At 62.3% G+C, this 15667-nt stretch carries 16 protein-coding genes; 8 read left to right on the top strand and 8 right to left on the bottom strand.

Features of this window, described 5'->3' with window-relative positions; all coding sequences use genetic code 11:
* Window positions 1–17 precede the first annotated feature (17 nt).
* Window positions 18–1106, top strand: a complete 1089-nt coding sequence (locus LWC34_RS45435) for an IS630 family transposase (RefSeq protein ID WP_233731494.1) — start codon at window positions 18–20, stop codon at window positions 1104–1106.
* Between the two features lie 255 nt (window positions 1107–1361).
* On the opposite strand, the gene LWC34_RS45440 is transcribed toward LWC34_RS45435, so the two are convergent.
* Genes LWC34_RS45440 through LWC34_RS45450 form a run of 3 tightly spaced genes read right to left on the bottom strand, consistent with a single transcriptional unit; the run spans window position 1362 to window position 3799 of the window.
* Entirely contained in the window at window positions 1362–1880 is a 519-nt protein-coding gene (locus tag LWC34_RS45440; RefSeq protein WP_233731495.1) for a hypothetical protein, read from the bottom strand.
* Window positions 1877–3481, bottom strand: a complete 1605-nt coding sequence (locus LWC34_RS58410) for an alpha/beta hydrolase (RefSeq protein ID WP_233731496.1) — start codon at window positions 3479–3481, stop codon at window positions 1877–1879. Before LWC34_RS58410 ends, LWC34_RS45440 begins: the two co-directional genes overlap by 4 nt.
* 12 nt (window positions 3482–3493) lie before the next feature.
* Window positions 3494–3799, bottom strand: coding sequence for a hypothetical protein (locus LWC34_RS45450; protein ID WP_233731497.1), 306 nt, complete (start codon window positions 3797–3799; stop codon window positions 3494–3496).
* A gap of 694 nt (window positions 3800–4493) precedes the next feature.
* Between LWC34_RS45450 and LWC34_RS45455 the strand changes: the two genes are divergently transcribed.
* Window positions 4494–4640: a hypothetical protein gene (locus LWC34_RS45455; RefSeq protein WP_233731498.1), complete on the top strand. Its 147-nt coding sequence runs from the start codon at window positions 4494–4496 to the stop codon at window positions 4638–4640.
* Between the two features lie 253 nt (window positions 4641–4893).
* On the opposite strand, the gene LWC34_RS45460 is transcribed toward LWC34_RS45455, so the two are convergent.
* Together LWC34_RS45460 and LWC34_RS45465 are read right to left on the bottom strand one after the other, a co-directional pair.
* On the bottom strand, window positions 4894–6063 hold the full coding sequence (locus tag LWC34_RS45460; protein WP_233731499.1) for a site-specific integrase: 1170 nt from the start codon (window positions 6061–6063) through the stop codon (window positions 4894–4896).
* 22 nt (window positions 6064–6085) lie between these two features.
* Window positions 6086–6676 carry a hypothetical protein gene (locus tag LWC34_RS45465; RefSeq protein WP_173141590.1) on the bottom strand — a complete coding sequence of 197 codons (591 nt, stop codon included), beginning with the start codon at window positions 6674–6676 and terminating at the stop codon, window positions 6086–6088.
* A gap of 107 nt (window positions 6677–6783) precedes the next feature.
* On the opposite strand from LWC34_RS45465, the gene LWC34_RS59160 reads away from it, so the two are divergent.
* From LWC34_RS59160 to LWC34_RS45490, 6 genes are all read left to right on the top strand, one after another.
* On the top strand, window positions 6784–7047 hold the full coding sequence (locus tag LWC34_RS59160; RefSeq protein ID WP_173141591.1) for a helix-turn-helix domain-containing protein: 264 nt from the start codon (window positions 6784–6786) through the stop codon (window positions 7045–7047).
* Window positions 7037–7255: a helix-turn-helix transcriptional regulator gene (locus tag LWC34_RS45470; protein ID WP_173141592.1), complete on the top strand. Its 219-nt coding sequence runs from the start codon at window positions 7037–7039 to the stop codon at window positions 7253–7255. The genes LWC34_RS59160 and LWC34_RS45470 overlap by 11 nt, the downstream gene beginning before the upstream one ends.
* A 140-nt stretch (window positions 7256–7395) precedes the next feature.
* On the top strand, window positions 7396–7854 hold the full coding sequence (locus LWC34_RS45475) for a plasmid mobilization protein (protein ID WP_233731500.1): 459 nt from the start codon (window positions 7396–7398) through the stop codon (window positions 7852–7854).
* The gene (locus LWC34_RS45480) at window positions 7851–9416 is read left to right on the top strand and encodes a relaxase/mobilization nuclease domain-containing protein (protein ID WP_233731501.1); all 1566 of its coding nucleotides are present in this window, start codon (window positions 7851–7853) and stop codon (window positions 9414–9416) included. The genes LWC34_RS45475 and LWC34_RS45480 overlap by 4 nt, the downstream gene beginning before the upstream one ends.
* 258 nt (window positions 9417–9674) lie before the next feature.
* Entirely contained in the window at window positions 9675–10940 is a 1266-nt protein-coding gene (locus LWC34_RS45485) for a DNA sulfur modification protein DndB (RefSeq protein WP_233731502.1), read from the top strand.
* Between the two features lie 154 nt (window positions 10941–11094).
* Window positions 11095–11658: a hypothetical protein gene (locus tag LWC34_RS45490; protein WP_233731503.1), complete on the top strand. Its 564-nt coding sequence runs from the start codon at window positions 11095–11097 to the stop codon at window positions 11656–11658.
* Window positions 11659–11688: 30 nt separating this feature from the next.
* Here the strand turns inward: LWC34_RS45490 and LWC34_RS45495 are convergent, their stop codons facing one another.
* The 3 genes from LWC34_RS45495 to LWC34_RS45505 are packed head-to-tail and all read right to left on the bottom strand — an operon-like array spanning window position 11689 to window position 15510.
* The gene (locus LWC34_RS45495; RefSeq protein ID WP_233731504.1) at window positions 11689–13629 is read right to left on the bottom strand and encodes a coiled-coil domain-containing protein; all 1941 of its coding nucleotides are present in this window, start codon (window positions 13627–13629) and stop codon (window positions 11689–11691) included.
* A gap of 1 nt (window position 13630) precedes the next feature.
* Window positions 13631–14191 (bottom strand): hypothetical protein, encoded by a 561-nt coding sequence (locus tag LWC34_RS45500; protein WP_233731505.1) that lies wholly within the window; start codon window positions 14189–14191, stop codon window positions 13631–13633.
* On the bottom strand, window positions 14188–15510 hold the full coding sequence (locus LWC34_RS45505) for a dsDNA nuclease domain-containing protein (RefSeq protein WP_308200243.1): 1323 nt from the start codon (window positions 15508–15510) through the stop codon (window positions 14188–14190). The genes LWC34_RS45500 and LWC34_RS45505 overlap by 4 nt, the downstream gene beginning before the upstream one ends.
* Window positions 15511–15667 lie beyond the last annotated feature (157 nt).

The raw sequence follows: 15667 nt of genomic DNA on the forward strand, positions 1-15667 counted from the left end.
CTGGAGGTGGTGGTCGAGTGGGACGTCGGCCTGAGGTGTTCGTGCGTTCGCTGGAGCCCGAGGAGGCTCAGCGTCTGGTCAAGGTGACCCGGTCCACGCGGGATCGTGTTCGGTTGCGGCGGGCCGGGATCGTGCTGGCCTCGATGCAGGGTCGCAGCGCCGACGACATAGCGGTGATGTTCGCCGCGACCGACGGGTATGTGCGGGAGGTGATCCACGCGTTCAACGACTTGGGGTTCGCGGCGCTGGACCCAAAATGGAGCGGCGGCCGACCTCGTAAGTTCGGGTCGGCCGCCCGCGAGTTGATCTGCCGCGTCGCCCAAGCCGATCCAGCGGGCCTGGGGCAGCCGTTCACGACCTGGAGCCTGTCCAAGCTCGCGGCCTATCTGGCCGAGCATCACTGGTTACGGGTGAGCACGGAAACCATCCGCCAGATCCTGCGCGCCGCGGGTGTCACCTGGCAGCGCACCAAGACCTGGAAAGCCAGCCGGGATCCCGATTTCGCCGCCACGATGGACCGGATCCTGGCCCTGTATGACGATCCACCCGCAGACGGACGGGTGATCTGTGTTGATGAGTTCGGCCCATTGAATCTGCAGCCGCGGCCTGGTCGTGGCTGGTTTCCACGCGGCCACCCGGGGCGGCGGCGGGCCACCTACACGCGGACCGTGGGAGTGCGGCAGATGTTCGCCGCGCTGGATCTGGCCACTGGTCAGCTGTTCTACCGGTTTCGGGACCGCAAGCGGTGGCGAGAGTTCCTCGCCTTCTGCAAACAACTGCGGGCCCGGTTGGCGGCCGGACGGTTGTATCTGATCTGCGACAACTACGGAGCCCACCAGAAGGCGGAGGTCAGAGCCTGGTGCGCTGAGCAGAACGTGGAGTTGGTGTTCACGCCGTCCAACGCCTCGTGGCTGAACTGGATCGAGTGTGAGTTCACCGCGCTGCGCTACTTCACTCTGGACGGCAGCGACTACCCGTCCCACACCGCCCAAGAGACAGCGATCGCCCGCTACATCCGCTGGGCCAACAAGCACGCCACCCCGAAACGACACTTCGCGGCCAACTCCAAGATCCGCAGACCCGATTACCTACCCAACGTTGCTTGATGCGGCACTAGGTGGGTATGGCGCAGAGCGGCAGTTGAAGGGGTTCACACGTCCAATCCGGCGGATCGCTCAGGACCTTCGTGATCAAGGACTTGTGCCGGAGGAAGCGATCGACGTGCTCGAGACCGAATATGACCAGGAGAAGTTCGGTCGCGCGTCTGGGTTTGTTCTCGCGGAGGAGCTGGTTCCACTGATCGACGACTGACTTGCGGCGGGTTCGCTGCGTACACGCTTGGGGTTGATTGGCAACGTTGGTTAGGGCTTGGGTTCCGGTGTGCCGTTGGGCCAGACACATGGTGACGTCGCACCGAGAGAGAGTCCGCCTTGCGCGCTTTCGCGGAGGTACATCCTGAAGCCGTCGGTCTTGTTCTCCGCCTGCACGTAGTTGGCGGCAGGGCGGTCGTCGGTGATGATCGTGAAGTTGTGGTCGGACCACCATGTGAGCACTGTGTTGATGACAGCAGGGTTGTCGTTCTTGGGGATGTCGCGTAGCCAATGGCTTCGGTTGGCGATGACGCGTCCCTGTGGTCCGTTGTCTGTTGGGTCGGAGCAGTCGCCGGCTTCTTCGTGGCTGAGTGGTTCGAGGCGGGGCTTTGGTGAGATCACGGATACGACATCGCGTATGTATTGTTCGGTTCGCTCGTTGGCCTGTTGCTGTGTGATGGTGTTCACGGGTGGCTCGCTTCCGCCTGTGGTGCATGCTGTTGGAGCAAGCGCGATCGCGAGTGCGAGTGCGGCGATGCCCGGTCGTGGATTGATGTGGTTGGCTTTCATCGGGTTGGTTGTCCGACGATGATGCGGCCGATGTTGTCCAGGGACCTGTTGCCTGGATCCCAGTAGGCGCTGTGTGCTGCTTCGCTGCCGATGGGCCACGCGGGTTCGCCTGGGTCGGATTCGAATGGTCTTCCGCCGAATCGTGGGTCGGCGGGGTTGGGGCCGTGGATGTCGAGGCTCATCTCAATGGGGTCTTCGAAGCTGCGGGGGTTGTTGGTGATGTTGATGGCGTCGTTTTTGGCGACGGTGGCGTAGACCTGGTCGTGTGGCAGATGGAGGTCGTCGATCTTGTCGACGCCGACACCTGGGCTGCCGACGAAGATGACGCCGTCGACGTCGAGGCGTTCGTCTCGTGCGGCGTGCCCGACGACTGTGGATCCGTAGCTGTGGCCGAGGACCATGTTGTGGGATCGAGGTCCTTCGTGTGTGGCGCGGAGTCCGTCTTGGAACCGGTCGAGGTTTTGCTTGGCGTTGTCGGCGTACTTGTCGAATCCGGCTTCGAGGATGGGATGTTGGGGCGCGTCGTAGCCAACCCAGGCGATGACCGAGGTTGTTTTTCCTTCGTCGACTGCTTTGGCCGCGTTGACCATCCTGTCCGCGCGATCCATCTCGCCATCCACGCCGGCCAGTTTGGCGCCGGTTCCGGGGACGTAGGTGCAGACGTTGGCGGCCGTGTCTGGGTTGCCCATGGCGACGATCGCCCTGCCGTTGCCGTTGGTATCGATGCCGAGCAGGAAAGCCGGTTGGTGTGGTGGGGATCCTTTGCCGAGTCGTGATTCGATGGATTCGATCCCCTTCAGCTTCGCGTCGATCTCGGCCAGACGGTCATTGTCTGGCCCGATCCGTCGGTCGCCGAGACCGTTGAGGCGTTGCTGCTCGGCGACGAGCTGCGCTTTCATCTCAGTCAACCTACTGCGGTTGGCGCGGTCACGCGCGGTGGCTGGTACGCCGTCCAAGGCACCGATCTCACCGGCATGGGTGTAGAGCAATGATTCCTGTTGCATCGGTGACAACGAGTCCCACCATTTCTTTACTTCAGTGGGTGTCGTGGTGCGCGGTGGTATCGGTGTGGCGGCCGCGGCCACCGTCGCCTGATCAGGACCAGCGAAGCCAGCGTGGCCTGGGTGCAGGCTCCGCAACACTTGTGCGGTTTCGCCGTCTATACGTCGGGCTCGATCCAACACGCTGGCCATCGTGTCCTGCAGACGGCGTGCCTCCGGCTCCAGATTCGACATTGGTGCCGGAGGCGGTCCTGGCGCGACAACAGCACCGGCCGGGTCAAACGTCCACCCGTTATGCCGTGCTTCGTCCAGCAGGCGATTCACCTCGGTACGAATCTCGCCAAACCGAAGTGCAGCTTGATCAAGAACTGGTGGGATTCTGGCGATTGCTGTGGATACATCTTGGTATTGCTTGCGATGCCCGGCGAACGTGGCTTTGGCGCCCTCGGCCGCGGCACCTGTCCAGCCGTCCAGCTTTTTCAGTTTTTGATCGAGCTCGGTCGCCCGGGTAGCTAGCGCGTCCGCCAGTGTCTTCCAGTTACGTGCTTCTTCGCTGTATGCGTTGAGATCCAGCCGCATGAGGTCGTCGTATGTGATCACGATCAGGCCCGCTCAGTTCGTGAATCCGCGGACGTTGTGCAGCTCGCCCGAGGCGTAGGACTCCGCGGACAGCGACAAGGTGTCCGCCGCTACGGCGAGTTTCGTGGTCATTGTGTGCAGGGCTTGTTGCCACGCGGACTCGATCTCGGCATGTGCTCGCGGACTGTCGAACGTGGGTGGTGCGCCGTTCAACGCGTCCTGTGCCCCACCGAGTTTGCGAGCGTCATGATGAGCATTGTCTGCCACGTCCACGATCTCGTCGGCTACAGCCCTCAGATCGTTCGGATTCACGCGCACGTGGTCCGATGGTCCCGTCATGTCCACCCCTCACGACCGGTTACCTCCCGTAACGAATGCTCACGGTATGCCTATCGATGCGCGTTGGCTGGAGAACCGCAGTGACTCACTCGTTCGGGCTAGCTTCGGCGGATGCTTCGATGCCGGTTCTTTGGGCTTCGGTGGACAGGTCGGCCGGGACGTCAAAGCGAGAATGTTTGTGCCTGCACATGGAGGGGTTTCCGACTGCTACTCGATGATCCTAGCGCCGAAGTAGGTTGTTGTGGGGAAAGCGCTGATCGCCGCGATTGCTGCGATCGGTAGATCCCTGCTCGCGAGGTATGTAAGAGTTCCGATACAGGCGGCGACCATCAGCGCGATGAACAAGATCAGCGCGCTTCGTTGCGAAAGTAGCGTACTTCTGTCCCGTGGCTGACTCTGGTCGCCCTTTACCTGGGTGCTTGGTCGGTCGGGAGTTGTCACCGTGGTCTCCGTGCGGGTGAGTCGTAGTGATCAGTGGGGTGCCGTGTGGCACCTCCTTGGGGCAGTCAACTGGCTGAAGGGTTTTCATGCCAGAGCGCTGTTGAGGCATCCATGAGGCGTTGGCCGTGGGGACCTGCATGAGCGTCACTCGAAGGTTTGCTGATTTCCTCGCCGCGTAGCCAGGTTTTGGGTGCCGATGGACTCGTGTTGGCGTCCGATGTAGACGTTAAGGCGCGTGTCGCAGTGAACTCGGATGACTTTCGACATGGCCGGTGCGCTGGGTGTCTCGGCGGCTGTTGGTGAGATGTCTTTTGATCTAGAAGCCAATGATGACAGGGGAACGGGCACGGATTTGGTCAACCTGGAGCAGGAGCGAAACTGGAGCGGCGAACGCGCTTGACCTGTTGTCGACTGCGTTCAACAGTCCTCAACGGACTGATTGCTAGTAGGGGATTCTCGGAATCAGCAGATCAGCGTCCTTTGTGGACGACCCTGGGGGTCAAGGGGTCGCAGGTTCAAATCCTGTCGTCCCGACGGTCGAAGTAGGGCGAAAGCCCAGGTCAGGGCCTTGGATCACTACGGTGAGACAAGGCCCTGAAGTCGTTTTTGGGCACGCCGTCTCACATTTTCACACGAACGCTTGTACTGCTTCTTCAGCCGAGCAACTCGTCGAGCTGGTCTGCTGCCTCTCTGAGGTGCTCGACGTCGGGATGGATGTAGACACGCTTGGTGAAACTCAGGTCAGCGTGACCGGCCCAGGCGCTCACCACGACGTCGGGGACGCCCGAGGTGGCGAGGTAGGTCAGGCAGGCGTGTCGGGCGTCGTAGGGCCGGACTTTGCGGACGTTTGCCTGGGCCATCAGCTTGTAGATCGCCCGCCGGAACTTGTCCGTCTTCCACGCCGCTCCCAGTTCGTCGACCAGCACGAACCCGGACCGCTCGTACGCCTCGCCAGCGTGGATGGCTTCGGCTGCCTGCTCGGCTTTGAACGTCTTCAGAGCCGCGTGCAGAGGCTTGGGTAGTGGCAGCTTCCGCTTGCCTTTCTCTGACTTCGGCCCTTTCTCCTCGACCTCGCCGTCCACAAGTGTCCGGGTCAGCTCCACTGACAGGGTTCCCGCCTCAAGGTCCACGGCTGACCAACGAAGCCCGCAGACCTCGGCCGGTCGCATCCCGATCAGCGACAGGAGAACTGGCGCGTACAGCCGATAATCGCGGATTGCGGTGAGGAACTGTCTCACCTCCGTCTCACTCCAGGGTTTGCGCTCAGCCGCCGCGGCTGCGGCTTTCCGGCGCGCTTCGCGAGGTATCTGGGTGTACTGCGCGACGTTCCGCACGACCAACTTCCGCCGCACGGCCACGTTCAACGCCGACCTCAGCCTGCCCAGCGTCAGCTTCACCGATCTCACGCTGAGTCCGGTGCCCGGCTTGCCGCCACGTCTACGACCAGACGTGAGCATCCAGGTCACCAAGTCGTCGATGTCCTCTTCGGTGATCTGCTGAAGCCGCTTGTCGCCGAGCCGTTTGCGTACTGGCAGGAGCGCGTCGGCGTAGTTGGATGCTGTCGCCTTCTCCACGTCGATGGTGGCCGACTTGAGCCATGTGTCGAGCCACTCCGACACGGTGATCTTGACCGGTCCGACGAACGTCCCCTCGTCGGTCTGGTGCTTGATCTTGGCGTACTCGGCGCGAGCCTCCTTCTTGGTGTCGTACGTCTTGGTCAGTTGCTTGCGCCGTCCCGACGCCGGGTCACGCCCGATGTCGATGACGAACCGATATCTGGTCGTACCGTCCTTCAACTCGATCTTCTTGATCGGATCCCCCACTGACGTGGTACTCCTTCGATAGTCAGGCCCCCTCAGAAGAGCCCAAGGGAGGCAGTAGACCCATGTCACGAGCCCTGCGGATGTACCGGGACACCTGCGTACGGGACCGTTTCATGGCAGTTGCCACGGCCAGGCCGGGAGCCCTGTTTCCCGCGGCTACGGCCTCTGAGTAGATCTGTGCCGCTCGTCGCGCATCCTCATCGGCTTGGCTGCGAAGACGCTGGTCCGCACTAGGTACCGGGTCGGCCTGACTGCGGTCCATCGGCTGAACGCCAGGCGGGAGGGTGGCAAGCCACTCGTCTCGTACAGATGACGGGACCGTGGCTTTGTCCATGGCAGCCCGCAGAAGTTGGTCGACAAGCACGTGCCTCATCACGGATGTCGTGATCGGCGTCGTCGCCTTCCCGCGAACGGCCACCTCAAGCACGAGCGGACGAAGGTCCGCACCGACGACTACTTCGATCTTCACCGATGACTCCGGCTCGCTGAGCGCGAAGTTGGCTTGAAAGCGCGTCGGTACGGCGGTGTCAGGGCCGGTGGACACGTATCCCCCGGGCGTCAGTTCCTCAACGGACACCCAGTCGATCTGGAAGTTCTTCGGCAGGCGAGGCACGGCAGAACGATACGCACCCCCCTCATCCTGAGTAGCTGAACGGACACGACACACCGTATTTCCTTGGCGATGGTCAGGCAATGCCCACGCAGCTTACCATGGGGGGTATGCAAATCGGGGGACAGACTCTGGCGGACCGCTCCGCAGAGCTTCAGACATGGATCAGGACCGGGAGGGCACGTCAGCTTCGTGTCGCTGCTGGGCTCAGCCAAGCGTTGGTAGCTCAGGACTGTGAGGTCACGGCGTCAACAGTGCATCGGTGGGAAGTGGGCGATCGTCCGCCCCGCGGTCGCAACATCACTGCGTACCACAGCTTCCTGGCTCGCCTCATCGAGTTAGAGCAGCGCGAGGGTGAGCACGATGCAGAGTAGAAGCGCACCGCCAACCTTGGCAGAGATCAAAGCGACGTGGCCACCGGCCGTCGACGTACCGACCGCGGGCGCGGCGTTCGGGCTGAGTCGTAGCCACGCTTACGAGCTGGTGGCACGCGGGGAATTTCCCGCGAAGGTGGTCAAGTTTGGCGGCCGGTACAAGGTCCTCACCGAGTCACTGATCCGCGCACTGTCCGCAACGGACTAACGCTGAACATCGTCGACTCGGCAAGCGAGCGGCGCGAACAAAGCCGCTCCCATCCTCGCTTTCGCGCGACGAACGGGAAGCCCGGCCACGGTCAGCAAGTTAGGGATCCGGTTACCGGACCCCTGCCACGGCTGGATGCCATGGCGGACAACGGAGGCGTGCAGGGGCACGCCGAACACCACATGGGGGAACTGATGGCACACAACAAAGTGCGGCGCCAACGCCGCGTCGAGGGTGGCTCACCTATCAGCATTCACGTCCGCACCACCACGACGACCTACGCTCGCCTGATCGTCCAGTCCGCACGGGCAGGCCTCTCGGTGCCGCGCTATCTCATCGAATCTGCGCTACGCGAATCCGCTGGCGGCTGGAGCCAACGCGAGCAACGCTGGTGGGCCGAACGCCTCGACACCGTCGAGACACGACTGGTCCGAATCGGAACCAACATCAACCAGATCTCTGCGTCGTTCAACGCGACCGGAGAACCACCAGAAGCACTGACCGCCGCGCTGGCCTACTTCACGGCGACCCTGGAGCAGCATCGGCAGATCCTCGCCGCGATCGATCCATCCGACCGGTCACGCGAACCGAAGTCGTGATCGCCAAGGCGCCGGCCAAGGGCAAGTACGGCTCAGACACCTACGGCCTGTTGAGGTATCTGTTCGGCCCCGGCAAGTCCAACGAACACCGCGACCAACACCTCGTCGCCGCTTGGGATCCGGAGTGGCTTGCCGGCGGCGCCTTCGCCAATCGCTACAGCGGCTGGCTGCCTCGCCTTGCCCGCGAGATCGACGCGCCGATGACCGGCCACGACGTAGAAGTGCCAGGAGGCCATGTCTACCACGTGGTGCTGTCGGTTCCTCGCCAAGACGGGGTCCTCGGCGATGCTCGGTGGCGCGAACTCGTCGAGGAAGCAATCGACCGCATGGGCTTCGGTCCCGACAGCGAGGGGCGCGCCGGGTGCCGATGGGTCGCTGTGCACCACGGTCCGAGCAAGGACGGCAACGACCACGTTCATCTCGCTCTGAATCTGGTCCGCGGCGACGGCACGATTGCCGACACCTACCGGGACTGGCCGCGCTGGCGTCGATGGTGCATGGAGGTGGAACGACACCTTGACCTGACGCCAACCTCGCCAGCCAACAAGACCGCACCGCTTCGGCCAACACGTGCCGAAACCGAGAAAGCGGCTCGCTTGGGATGGAAGCAGCCGAGCCGGGAGTATCTACGCGAGGTCGTTCGCGCCGCTGCTCTTGAGGCAACCTCGGCGAAGGAATTCGTCGGCCTGGTACGCCAGCAGATGTCCGTGTCCATCGAGCCGCGATGGGGTGCCGACGGGGAGCTGTCTGGCTACCGAGTGGCGCAGATGGGCGATAGAAGCAAGTCGTCGGACGCGCAGATCTGGTTCAGCGGCAGCAGCCTCGCTCGTGATCTGTCCGCACCCAAACTGACCCGACGGTGGGCGAGTGCAGTCGGTTCACCAAGCTTCGCGAGTCCGCGTCCAGCCAGTCGCGCCGAACGTCTTGAAGCAATCACGGCGGCAACCGACACAGTGACTCATGCGCGCGACGTTCTGGCAGCCAACCTCAACACCGACGATGCAGCCAGCGTCGACACGGTGGACGGGATCGCCCATGCAGCCCTGGACCTGCTGACCGCAACCGCGCGTGGCGTGGAAGGCCCGGATGCCGGCCCCATCACCGCGGCCGCGACGACATATCAACTGGCCGCTGCTACGCCGCGTCGAGTTCAGCCGACCCGCTGGGCACCTACAGCAGTCGAGCTCCGGGCTGCTGCTCGACGCCTCGCGCAGGCTGGTGCGCTGTCAAGGCGCGGCAGTACCGGCGTCGCGTTGGTTGTCTTGATTGTCGCCTTGGCTTCGCTAATTGCTGAAGTCAGCGTGTGGCGAGAACTGACCCAGCAACGACAGCAGTCCGACGCCGCGCGGCGCGCGGCAGATCTATTGCAGAGCGCGACAGATCTACGAGAGAACGGCGCAGCAGTGCGCCCGGAGCGTATTGCAGGCGTGCGCCTTGTGCCGTCCCAACGGGATGTATCAGAGGTGTGTGCAACCAGCGACAAGCAGGCGATCCTGCGTCCTCCAGCCGTGGGAGGACCCAACCTCGGTGCCGAAGTTCGCGGTAGCGGCCGTGCGCGTTAGCGGTAGTAATGCTTCGGTGCACAGGTAGGCGCCCACCCTCGACTGTATCAAGGCCAGTGACTGAGGGTAGCGGGCCGGAACTGGCGATGACGTCGAATCCGGCCGACGGGTCGGTGGTGTTAGTTAGTGACAGACCGGCCATCTTAGAACTTCGCCGTGAATTTAAGTTCTTATTTTGACGAACCTAGCAGTTACTTCGTAGAGTTGCTTGCAACCAGCCTCCGACAGGAGCTTGGACGTCTCCCGTAGGAGGTTAAGGTGAGTATCAACATTGACCCGCTGCGCCTGTCAAAGCCACAGGACTCCAGCACGTATCTGGCGATCAAGACCGTGCAAGGGGGTCGCGACGTCTACACCACACGCGTACCGCTCCTCGACTTGCCAACGATCCTGCCAGTCCCGGACCCGAACAACGTCGACAAGGACAACCGGAAGGTCGATCGCCTGCACGCCAAGCATTTCGGCGAGTACCTGGATACCAAGCACGACTGGGTTGCCCCTGCCCTGTTGGCCCGGGACGGTGGTGGCTGCACTTTCGAGAAAGTTGACGAGCATGGCGCCGTCGGCTACCTCACCGTGCCGTGGGCCATCGGTGGTATCTCGTCCTTGCGTACCATCGATGGCCAGCACCGGGTGCTCGGTGTGTCCATCGAGAAACAGCGCATCACCGACGCCATATCCAACGTTGACCGGGAGTTGGCGCGTAAGGTCAGCGTGGACAAGGCTGCGAAGCTCCAGGCGGAGCGCGAAAAGCTTATCGGCCAAATGAATCGGCTGAAGGCCGAGTACGTTGGCCTGGACATCTACGTCGAGCCGGATCCAATCAAGGCTCAGCAGATGTTCGTCGACGTCGCGGACAATGCTAAGGGCATCAGCAGCGCCGTCCGTGCCCGTTTCGATAGCTACAAGGTTGCCAACCGCACTCTGTCCGACGTCATCGACCACCCATTGCTCAAGGGACGGGTGGACGCTGAGCAGGACCGCATGACACTGAAGAACCCCAACCTGATGGGCGCCAAGCATGTCGCAGATATCACTCGCTCCGTAATTGCTGGCGCAGGCGGGCGGATCAGCAAAAAGGCCGAACAGACTTTGACCGACGGCGAAGTTATCGAGCAGGTTAAGGACTTCCTCGACGTCATCTCCAACGCCTTCACCGACCTCGCCGCCATCACTGAGGACGATCCGGAGGCGGAGCGAAACGCCGACGAGCTGACCATGGCGCAGAAGCTGCGTCGCACCTCGCTGCTCGGCTCGGTGGGCATGCTGCGTGTCCTCGGTGGAGTATTCCGTGAGCTTCGCGCGGGTGACAATCCGGTGGAGCTCGACGACATCACGGAGTTCTTCAAGCGCCTCGACCCACACATGGCCGCGCCCGTCACTGAGACCAGCATTTGGCGCAGCACAGAGGCAAATGTGGATTTCGAGCCCAACGCCGCTGCACCAATCATGAGGACCCAGAACATCGTCCACTTGGTAGGTGTGATCACGGGCTGGTATAAGAAGGCTCCAGCGTCCCTTTAACCAGGCACGACAAGGGTGCTGTTCCCGCCGGAACAGCACCCTTGATGGCGTGTGGAGCCCCTCCCGGGAGGTTGCAGTTTGTCGCGGGTCTGCGGTGCTCGGGTAGATCAAGGGCAATACGCTGTTCGCTCACCACTCGGGAAGGGGAGATGGAGTGGACGGTCAGCTCTGGGATGGCATAGTCCAGTCGATCAAGACGGGACACGTCGAGATGATGAAGCATGGCTTGGTGATGAAGCCGCAGTTATTCGCGTTCGCGGGTGGCAGGTTGCACGGGTTCGTACAACTGTGGCCGGTCTCTCGAGGAATGGACGCCGCCAAGGGGATCGCTGAGATGTCGGGCCTCGCCTCAGCTGCTGGCGCCGACGAGGTCGTCGTCGCATGGGAGACACAGGACATAGCGATCGCTTGCGACCTGCCGCCGCTGCGACCGAAGCCTGCGGTCAACATCCTGTGGGCGGCCCGTGGCCGACACCTGCTTTACCGCTTCCCCTATCAGGAACAGCAGATGCAGGGCCGTACTGAGCATGGCTTGATCCCTGTCGCCGCCCGATGGCTGGCGCCTGAACCAGCTGTGCGAGGCGCCGAGCTTGAACCCGCTATCGCAGCGCTGCTGGAGTTCAGCTTCCAGCCGTTCGACTATGACGACCCGGACATCCTTTCCCACGCGGCTGTCTATTTGGAATCCCAGGGCTACGCCGTGAGCCTCACCATCTGAGCTCCCCGGCGCCTGCCGACGGAGGGGATGTCACTCGTCCTCAGGTTCTGCCAAGTCCTCGACCTTGACTCTGGTACCGACCCCGGTGTTGGGCACGCCAGGCACGGCGGAGTCGTCTTCTGTCAAGCGGATGAGTGTGACGTCCTCTTCGTCGCCAAGTTCGGCATCGTTGTCAGCGATGATCAGTTGCCCGATACCACCGAGGGCCTGTGCAACGGTCTTGAGGCGGCCATAGACGCTTGTCGCAAGTTCCTGGTCAGCCTGTTCAGTTCGTCCGATTCCCTTGCGTGGTGAGTCGATGACCAACAGGCTTGGCAGCAACACATCAGCATGTGCGATGGAGTAGTTGAAGAGCGCCAGGGAGAAGGCGACGTTGATCGCGGTTGTGCTTCCTCCACCACTAGCCTGGAGTGTGTCGAGGTCACTGTCGCCGATCTTGGGGAGATACTTGTCCGGGCTGATGGTCGGTCGTCCGTTGACGTTCACGCCAATACGGCGGACTTCGGCTGCGAAGACCTGAGAGATCTCATCAAGGCGTTCCTGTCGAGCCGGGGAGTCCCTCTCAAGTTGTTTGATGTCGTTGTCAAGCCGCCGTCTGCGTCGGATCAGGTCGACGACTGTGGTTTCGGACTCGCCAAGCTTGTGCCACGTAGCCATGCGCTGGTCGATGGCCCGTAGATGCTGCCGCAGGCTCTCCACCGCCGTGCTTGCCTCGGCTATCGCCTGCACCCGAGGGGATACGGCTTCGCGAGTCAGTTCGTCATAGCGGCGCTGCGCTTCGGCCGCGTTCAACTCGGTGATCGAGGCCATGCCTTCTGCTTCCCGCAAAGCTTTCTGTTCCTCGACCAGCAGTGTTTCGGTCTCCGTGATCTGTGCCCTGAGCAACGAACGCTGCTCATCGTCGGATTCGTGGAGCAGCTGTGGTTCGGGTTGTTGGCAGAGAAGGCATTGCCCGTTGTCGGTTTCACGGCCGGCGAGGCTTTGCAGGCAACGAGGACACGTGACGAACTCGAACGGGCTGAGCAATCCTGCTGCGAGTGCGGCCTTGTCACTGTGTGCGAGGTCGAGTCGGCGTTGTGCCAGGGTCGCCTCCCGAGCTCGAACCGTGTCTCGGGCCACGGCCAGCACTTCACGAGCGCGTGCTGCTTCGCTGAGGACGCGGCTCAACTCGTTGCGGTGCTCGCGATCCCGGCGGATCAGCGCTTCGACACCGGTCCTCATTTCGTCCAGCCGACGCTCACTGCCCCGCAACGCTTCCTGGGTATCCCATCGTTCTGCGCGAAGTTGATCGACGTCGGCGTATCCGTTGACATGGAGGAAGTTTCGGATCGCGTCGATCGATCTCTCCTGTGTGCGGATCTCTTCTGCAACCGCGTTCCGCTCGATCTTGAGCTGGAAGATCTCCGGGTCGATGATGTTGAGGAGGATCTCGAACATCGTCTGCCGCTTCGAGTCCCGTCCGGGGTCGTGATGGCCAGTGGCAGAGCTGTCGATTGTCTTTGCCTGGAGATAGCAGTAGCCGAAAACGTCACTGAAGCCGATAGGCACAAAGTCGGTTGAGCGCCTGCTTCGGCTCTTCGGCACACGGTGGACCGGGATGTCCAGTTCCTTCAACAGGAAACGGGATGCGCTCTCTTCGCCTGGAGACGGCTTGACCGGAAGCTCGCGTTCTGGAACGTCCGACCCGAGTTCGAGAATCTGCACCTTACTGCGATCGCCAGTCACGTTCCGGCGCAGGCGTAGCAGGTTCTGATTCAGTTGCACCTCGAGAGTCACGTGCTGAACATGCTCGCGCACCGCTGGGGTAAGTACTGCGCTGCCGCCGAATGCGTACTTGATCAACATCAGCAACGAGGACTTGCCGGTTGACACCGAGCCGGTGATGACGGTGAGGTCCTTGGCGAACCGGTAGGTCTTCTCCGTTGTCTCTGTGGTGATCGTGAGTGCGCGCAGCCGCAGCCTCTTTGCCATGTCAGATCTCGGCCCCCTGCGCAAGAGCGGCCACATCGTCGAGGTGCTCGTAGATCAGGGACTTCAACTGCTCGCCCGAGAAGTCGAAGTGTTCGCGCAATAGCCGTATCCGAGCCGCGGTAAGCCGCCACTCCGGGACCTCGGACAACTGCGTCGCGAGCTGCCGCCCTCGCGGCGTGACGCGCGCCGCGAACCGACGTCCGCCAGTGAACACCGCGAGTCCACGTCCAACTAGTGCGCCGAGCATCGGGTAATAGCGGTCGTCCCACGGCCCATAGCGGTAGCGGATCATTCGGCTTTCCACTGCCAGTAACTCGTCGCGGGTCGGTTCAGTGCCTTCCGGCCAGTTTCCGGGTTCCGGCAACAGACGACGAGTCATCGCGGGATAGCGGAGTAGGAAGTCGAGCTTGACCAATCGAGTCAGGCCGACGAACTCTTCTTCGTCCTCAGTGAACCCGGATAGCAGGAGCAGAAGCCTGGCCTGGTGGTAGTCCGACTCCGTCCGCAAACGCTGCTGGAACTGCGCGGTGCGGCGATCGTCGCGAGGTAGTGGCACGCTCACTGGGCGGCTCCCTCATCGACGAAGCCAAATCGGCACTGGTCGCTCAGCTCGTAGGCGAGGCCAACGAGGTGGCGGTCGTGAAGCGGCAACGCGGGGCGGCCCCTTAGCGTATCCAGGCGGAGTCGCTGGTGCAGTGCCGCCATGAACCGCACGCCATAGCGGTCCTGCCCAGCAAGTTCGAGACGCAGCGTACGGACAAGATCGAGGATTTCCTGTTCGAGCGCGAACTCGACCTCGATATCCTGCGGAAAGCCGGTGGTCACCCGCGGCCAAGAGTCGTGCCACAGGTCTCTCAGGTCGAGAGCCTGTTGCTTGTCTTCGTCGCTGATACCTCCGTCGTGCAACTTCGCGGTCAGCTTCCGCCCACCAGGGGCACGCGGCGGCCGCCTGCCAGCCGGCAGAAGCGGCGCCACGTCGGTGTGGGCCATGGCCAGGCACTCAAGCACCTGCTCCATGGTGATGGTCCGCCGCTGCATTCGCTCATCGAGCTTGCCTGACAAGGTCATTGTTGCCGGATCGGTGAGTCGGTCTAGAGGATCCAGTGGAACGCCGTCGTTGTCGCGACTCGCTCGGTCGATCAAAGTCAGGAGCCGTTCATAGCACACGTCGGCTGTTCTGGTATCTCTACCAAGCTTCCGCAGCTCAGGCTCGACGTATCTCCGTATCACGTGGTCATGGATATTCTGTCGGGCAGGGAACTTCTCAATCCGGAGCGATTGGAGGAACTCTCGGGCGGCATCCATCATGCCTGCTGGTAGACCATCTGGACTGGTCCACTCGGCGATCAGCGGGATCTTCTCGACGCTGGGCAGGTTGTCCAGTTTGTTTTTGGCAGCCACCTTTAAAACCGCCCATGCGACGGCGCAACACATTTCGTCGCTGATCACGACCAACGCGAGCTGCTCTCCGCACACATCCTCGATCGCACGTGCGGAAATAGGTGACTTCGTCGTGGAGAATCCGCCATTCGTACATAGCCGCACGCCTGCTGGTCGCTTTAAGCCAATCCAGGTGTCGAACAGCAGAGCGAGCCCGCCATCATCGAACAGCTTGCTGAACGACCACGAGCCTTCGTCCAGGTGTTTGACCGACACCAGTTCCCATTGGCCATCGGCCCGGTGGAGCAAGAAGTCGGCGTGCCACTCGCAGACCACCGCCCGGCCATCGTTGCGGAGCATCGACATGCAGTGAGCTGCTGCGAGCTGGTATTGGTATCGATACCTGCTGGACGTCGGTGCCCCTGTGTCGTCCGTGGGCACGACCACACTCGGTGGTGAAGGCCCGTTCGCAATGTCGGGTTCAGCCACCACGCCTCCCACGTCATGTCACCCACTGTTATACGCGCTCAGGACGTGTCTTGGCGTTGCTCCGGTCGAGCGATCTCAAGTTGACCGCCCTCTTGTAACCGGACGGTCACGGATCTTGACAGTGCCTCGTCGCTTTGTAGCGAGGCGTTCTGCCTATGACGGGCGACAT

Source organism: Kibdelosporangium philippinense, assembly GCF_021390435.2.
GTDB classification, from domain to species: Bacteria; Actinomycetota; Actinomycetes; order Mycobacteriales; family Pseudonocardiaceae; genus Kibdelosporangium; species Kibdelosporangium philippinense.

Bases quoted from the DNA above. Each gene is read 5' to 3' on its own strand.
- LWC34_RS45440 (WP_233731495.1), bottom strand. From the start codon at position 1,880: ATGAAAGCCAACCACATCAATCCACGACCGGGCATCGCCGCACTCGCA.
- LWC34_RS45450 (WP_233731497.1), bottom strand. From the start codon at position 3,799: ATGACGGGACCATCGGACCACGTGCGCGTGAATCCGAACGATCTGAGG.
- LWC34_RS45455 (WP_233731498.1), top strand. From the start codon at position 4,494: ATGACTTTCGACATGGCCGGTGCGCTGGGTGTCTCGGCGGCTGTTGGT.
- LWC34_RS59160 (WP_173141591.1), top strand. From the start codon at position 6,784: ATGCAAATCGGGGGACAGACTCTGGCGGACCGCTCCGCAGAGCTTCAG.
- LWC34_RS45470 (WP_173141592.1), top strand. From the start codon at position 7,037: ATGCAGAGTAGAAGCGCACCGCCAACCTTGGCAGAGATCAAAGCGACG.
- LWC34_RS45475 (WP_233731500.1), top strand. From the start codon at position 7,396: ATGGCGGACAACGGAGGCGTGCAGGGGCACGCCGAACACCACATGGGG.
- LWC34_RS45495 (WP_233731504.1), bottom strand. From the start codon at position 13,629: ATGGCAAAGAGGCTGCGGCTGCGCGCACTCACGATCACCACAGAGACA.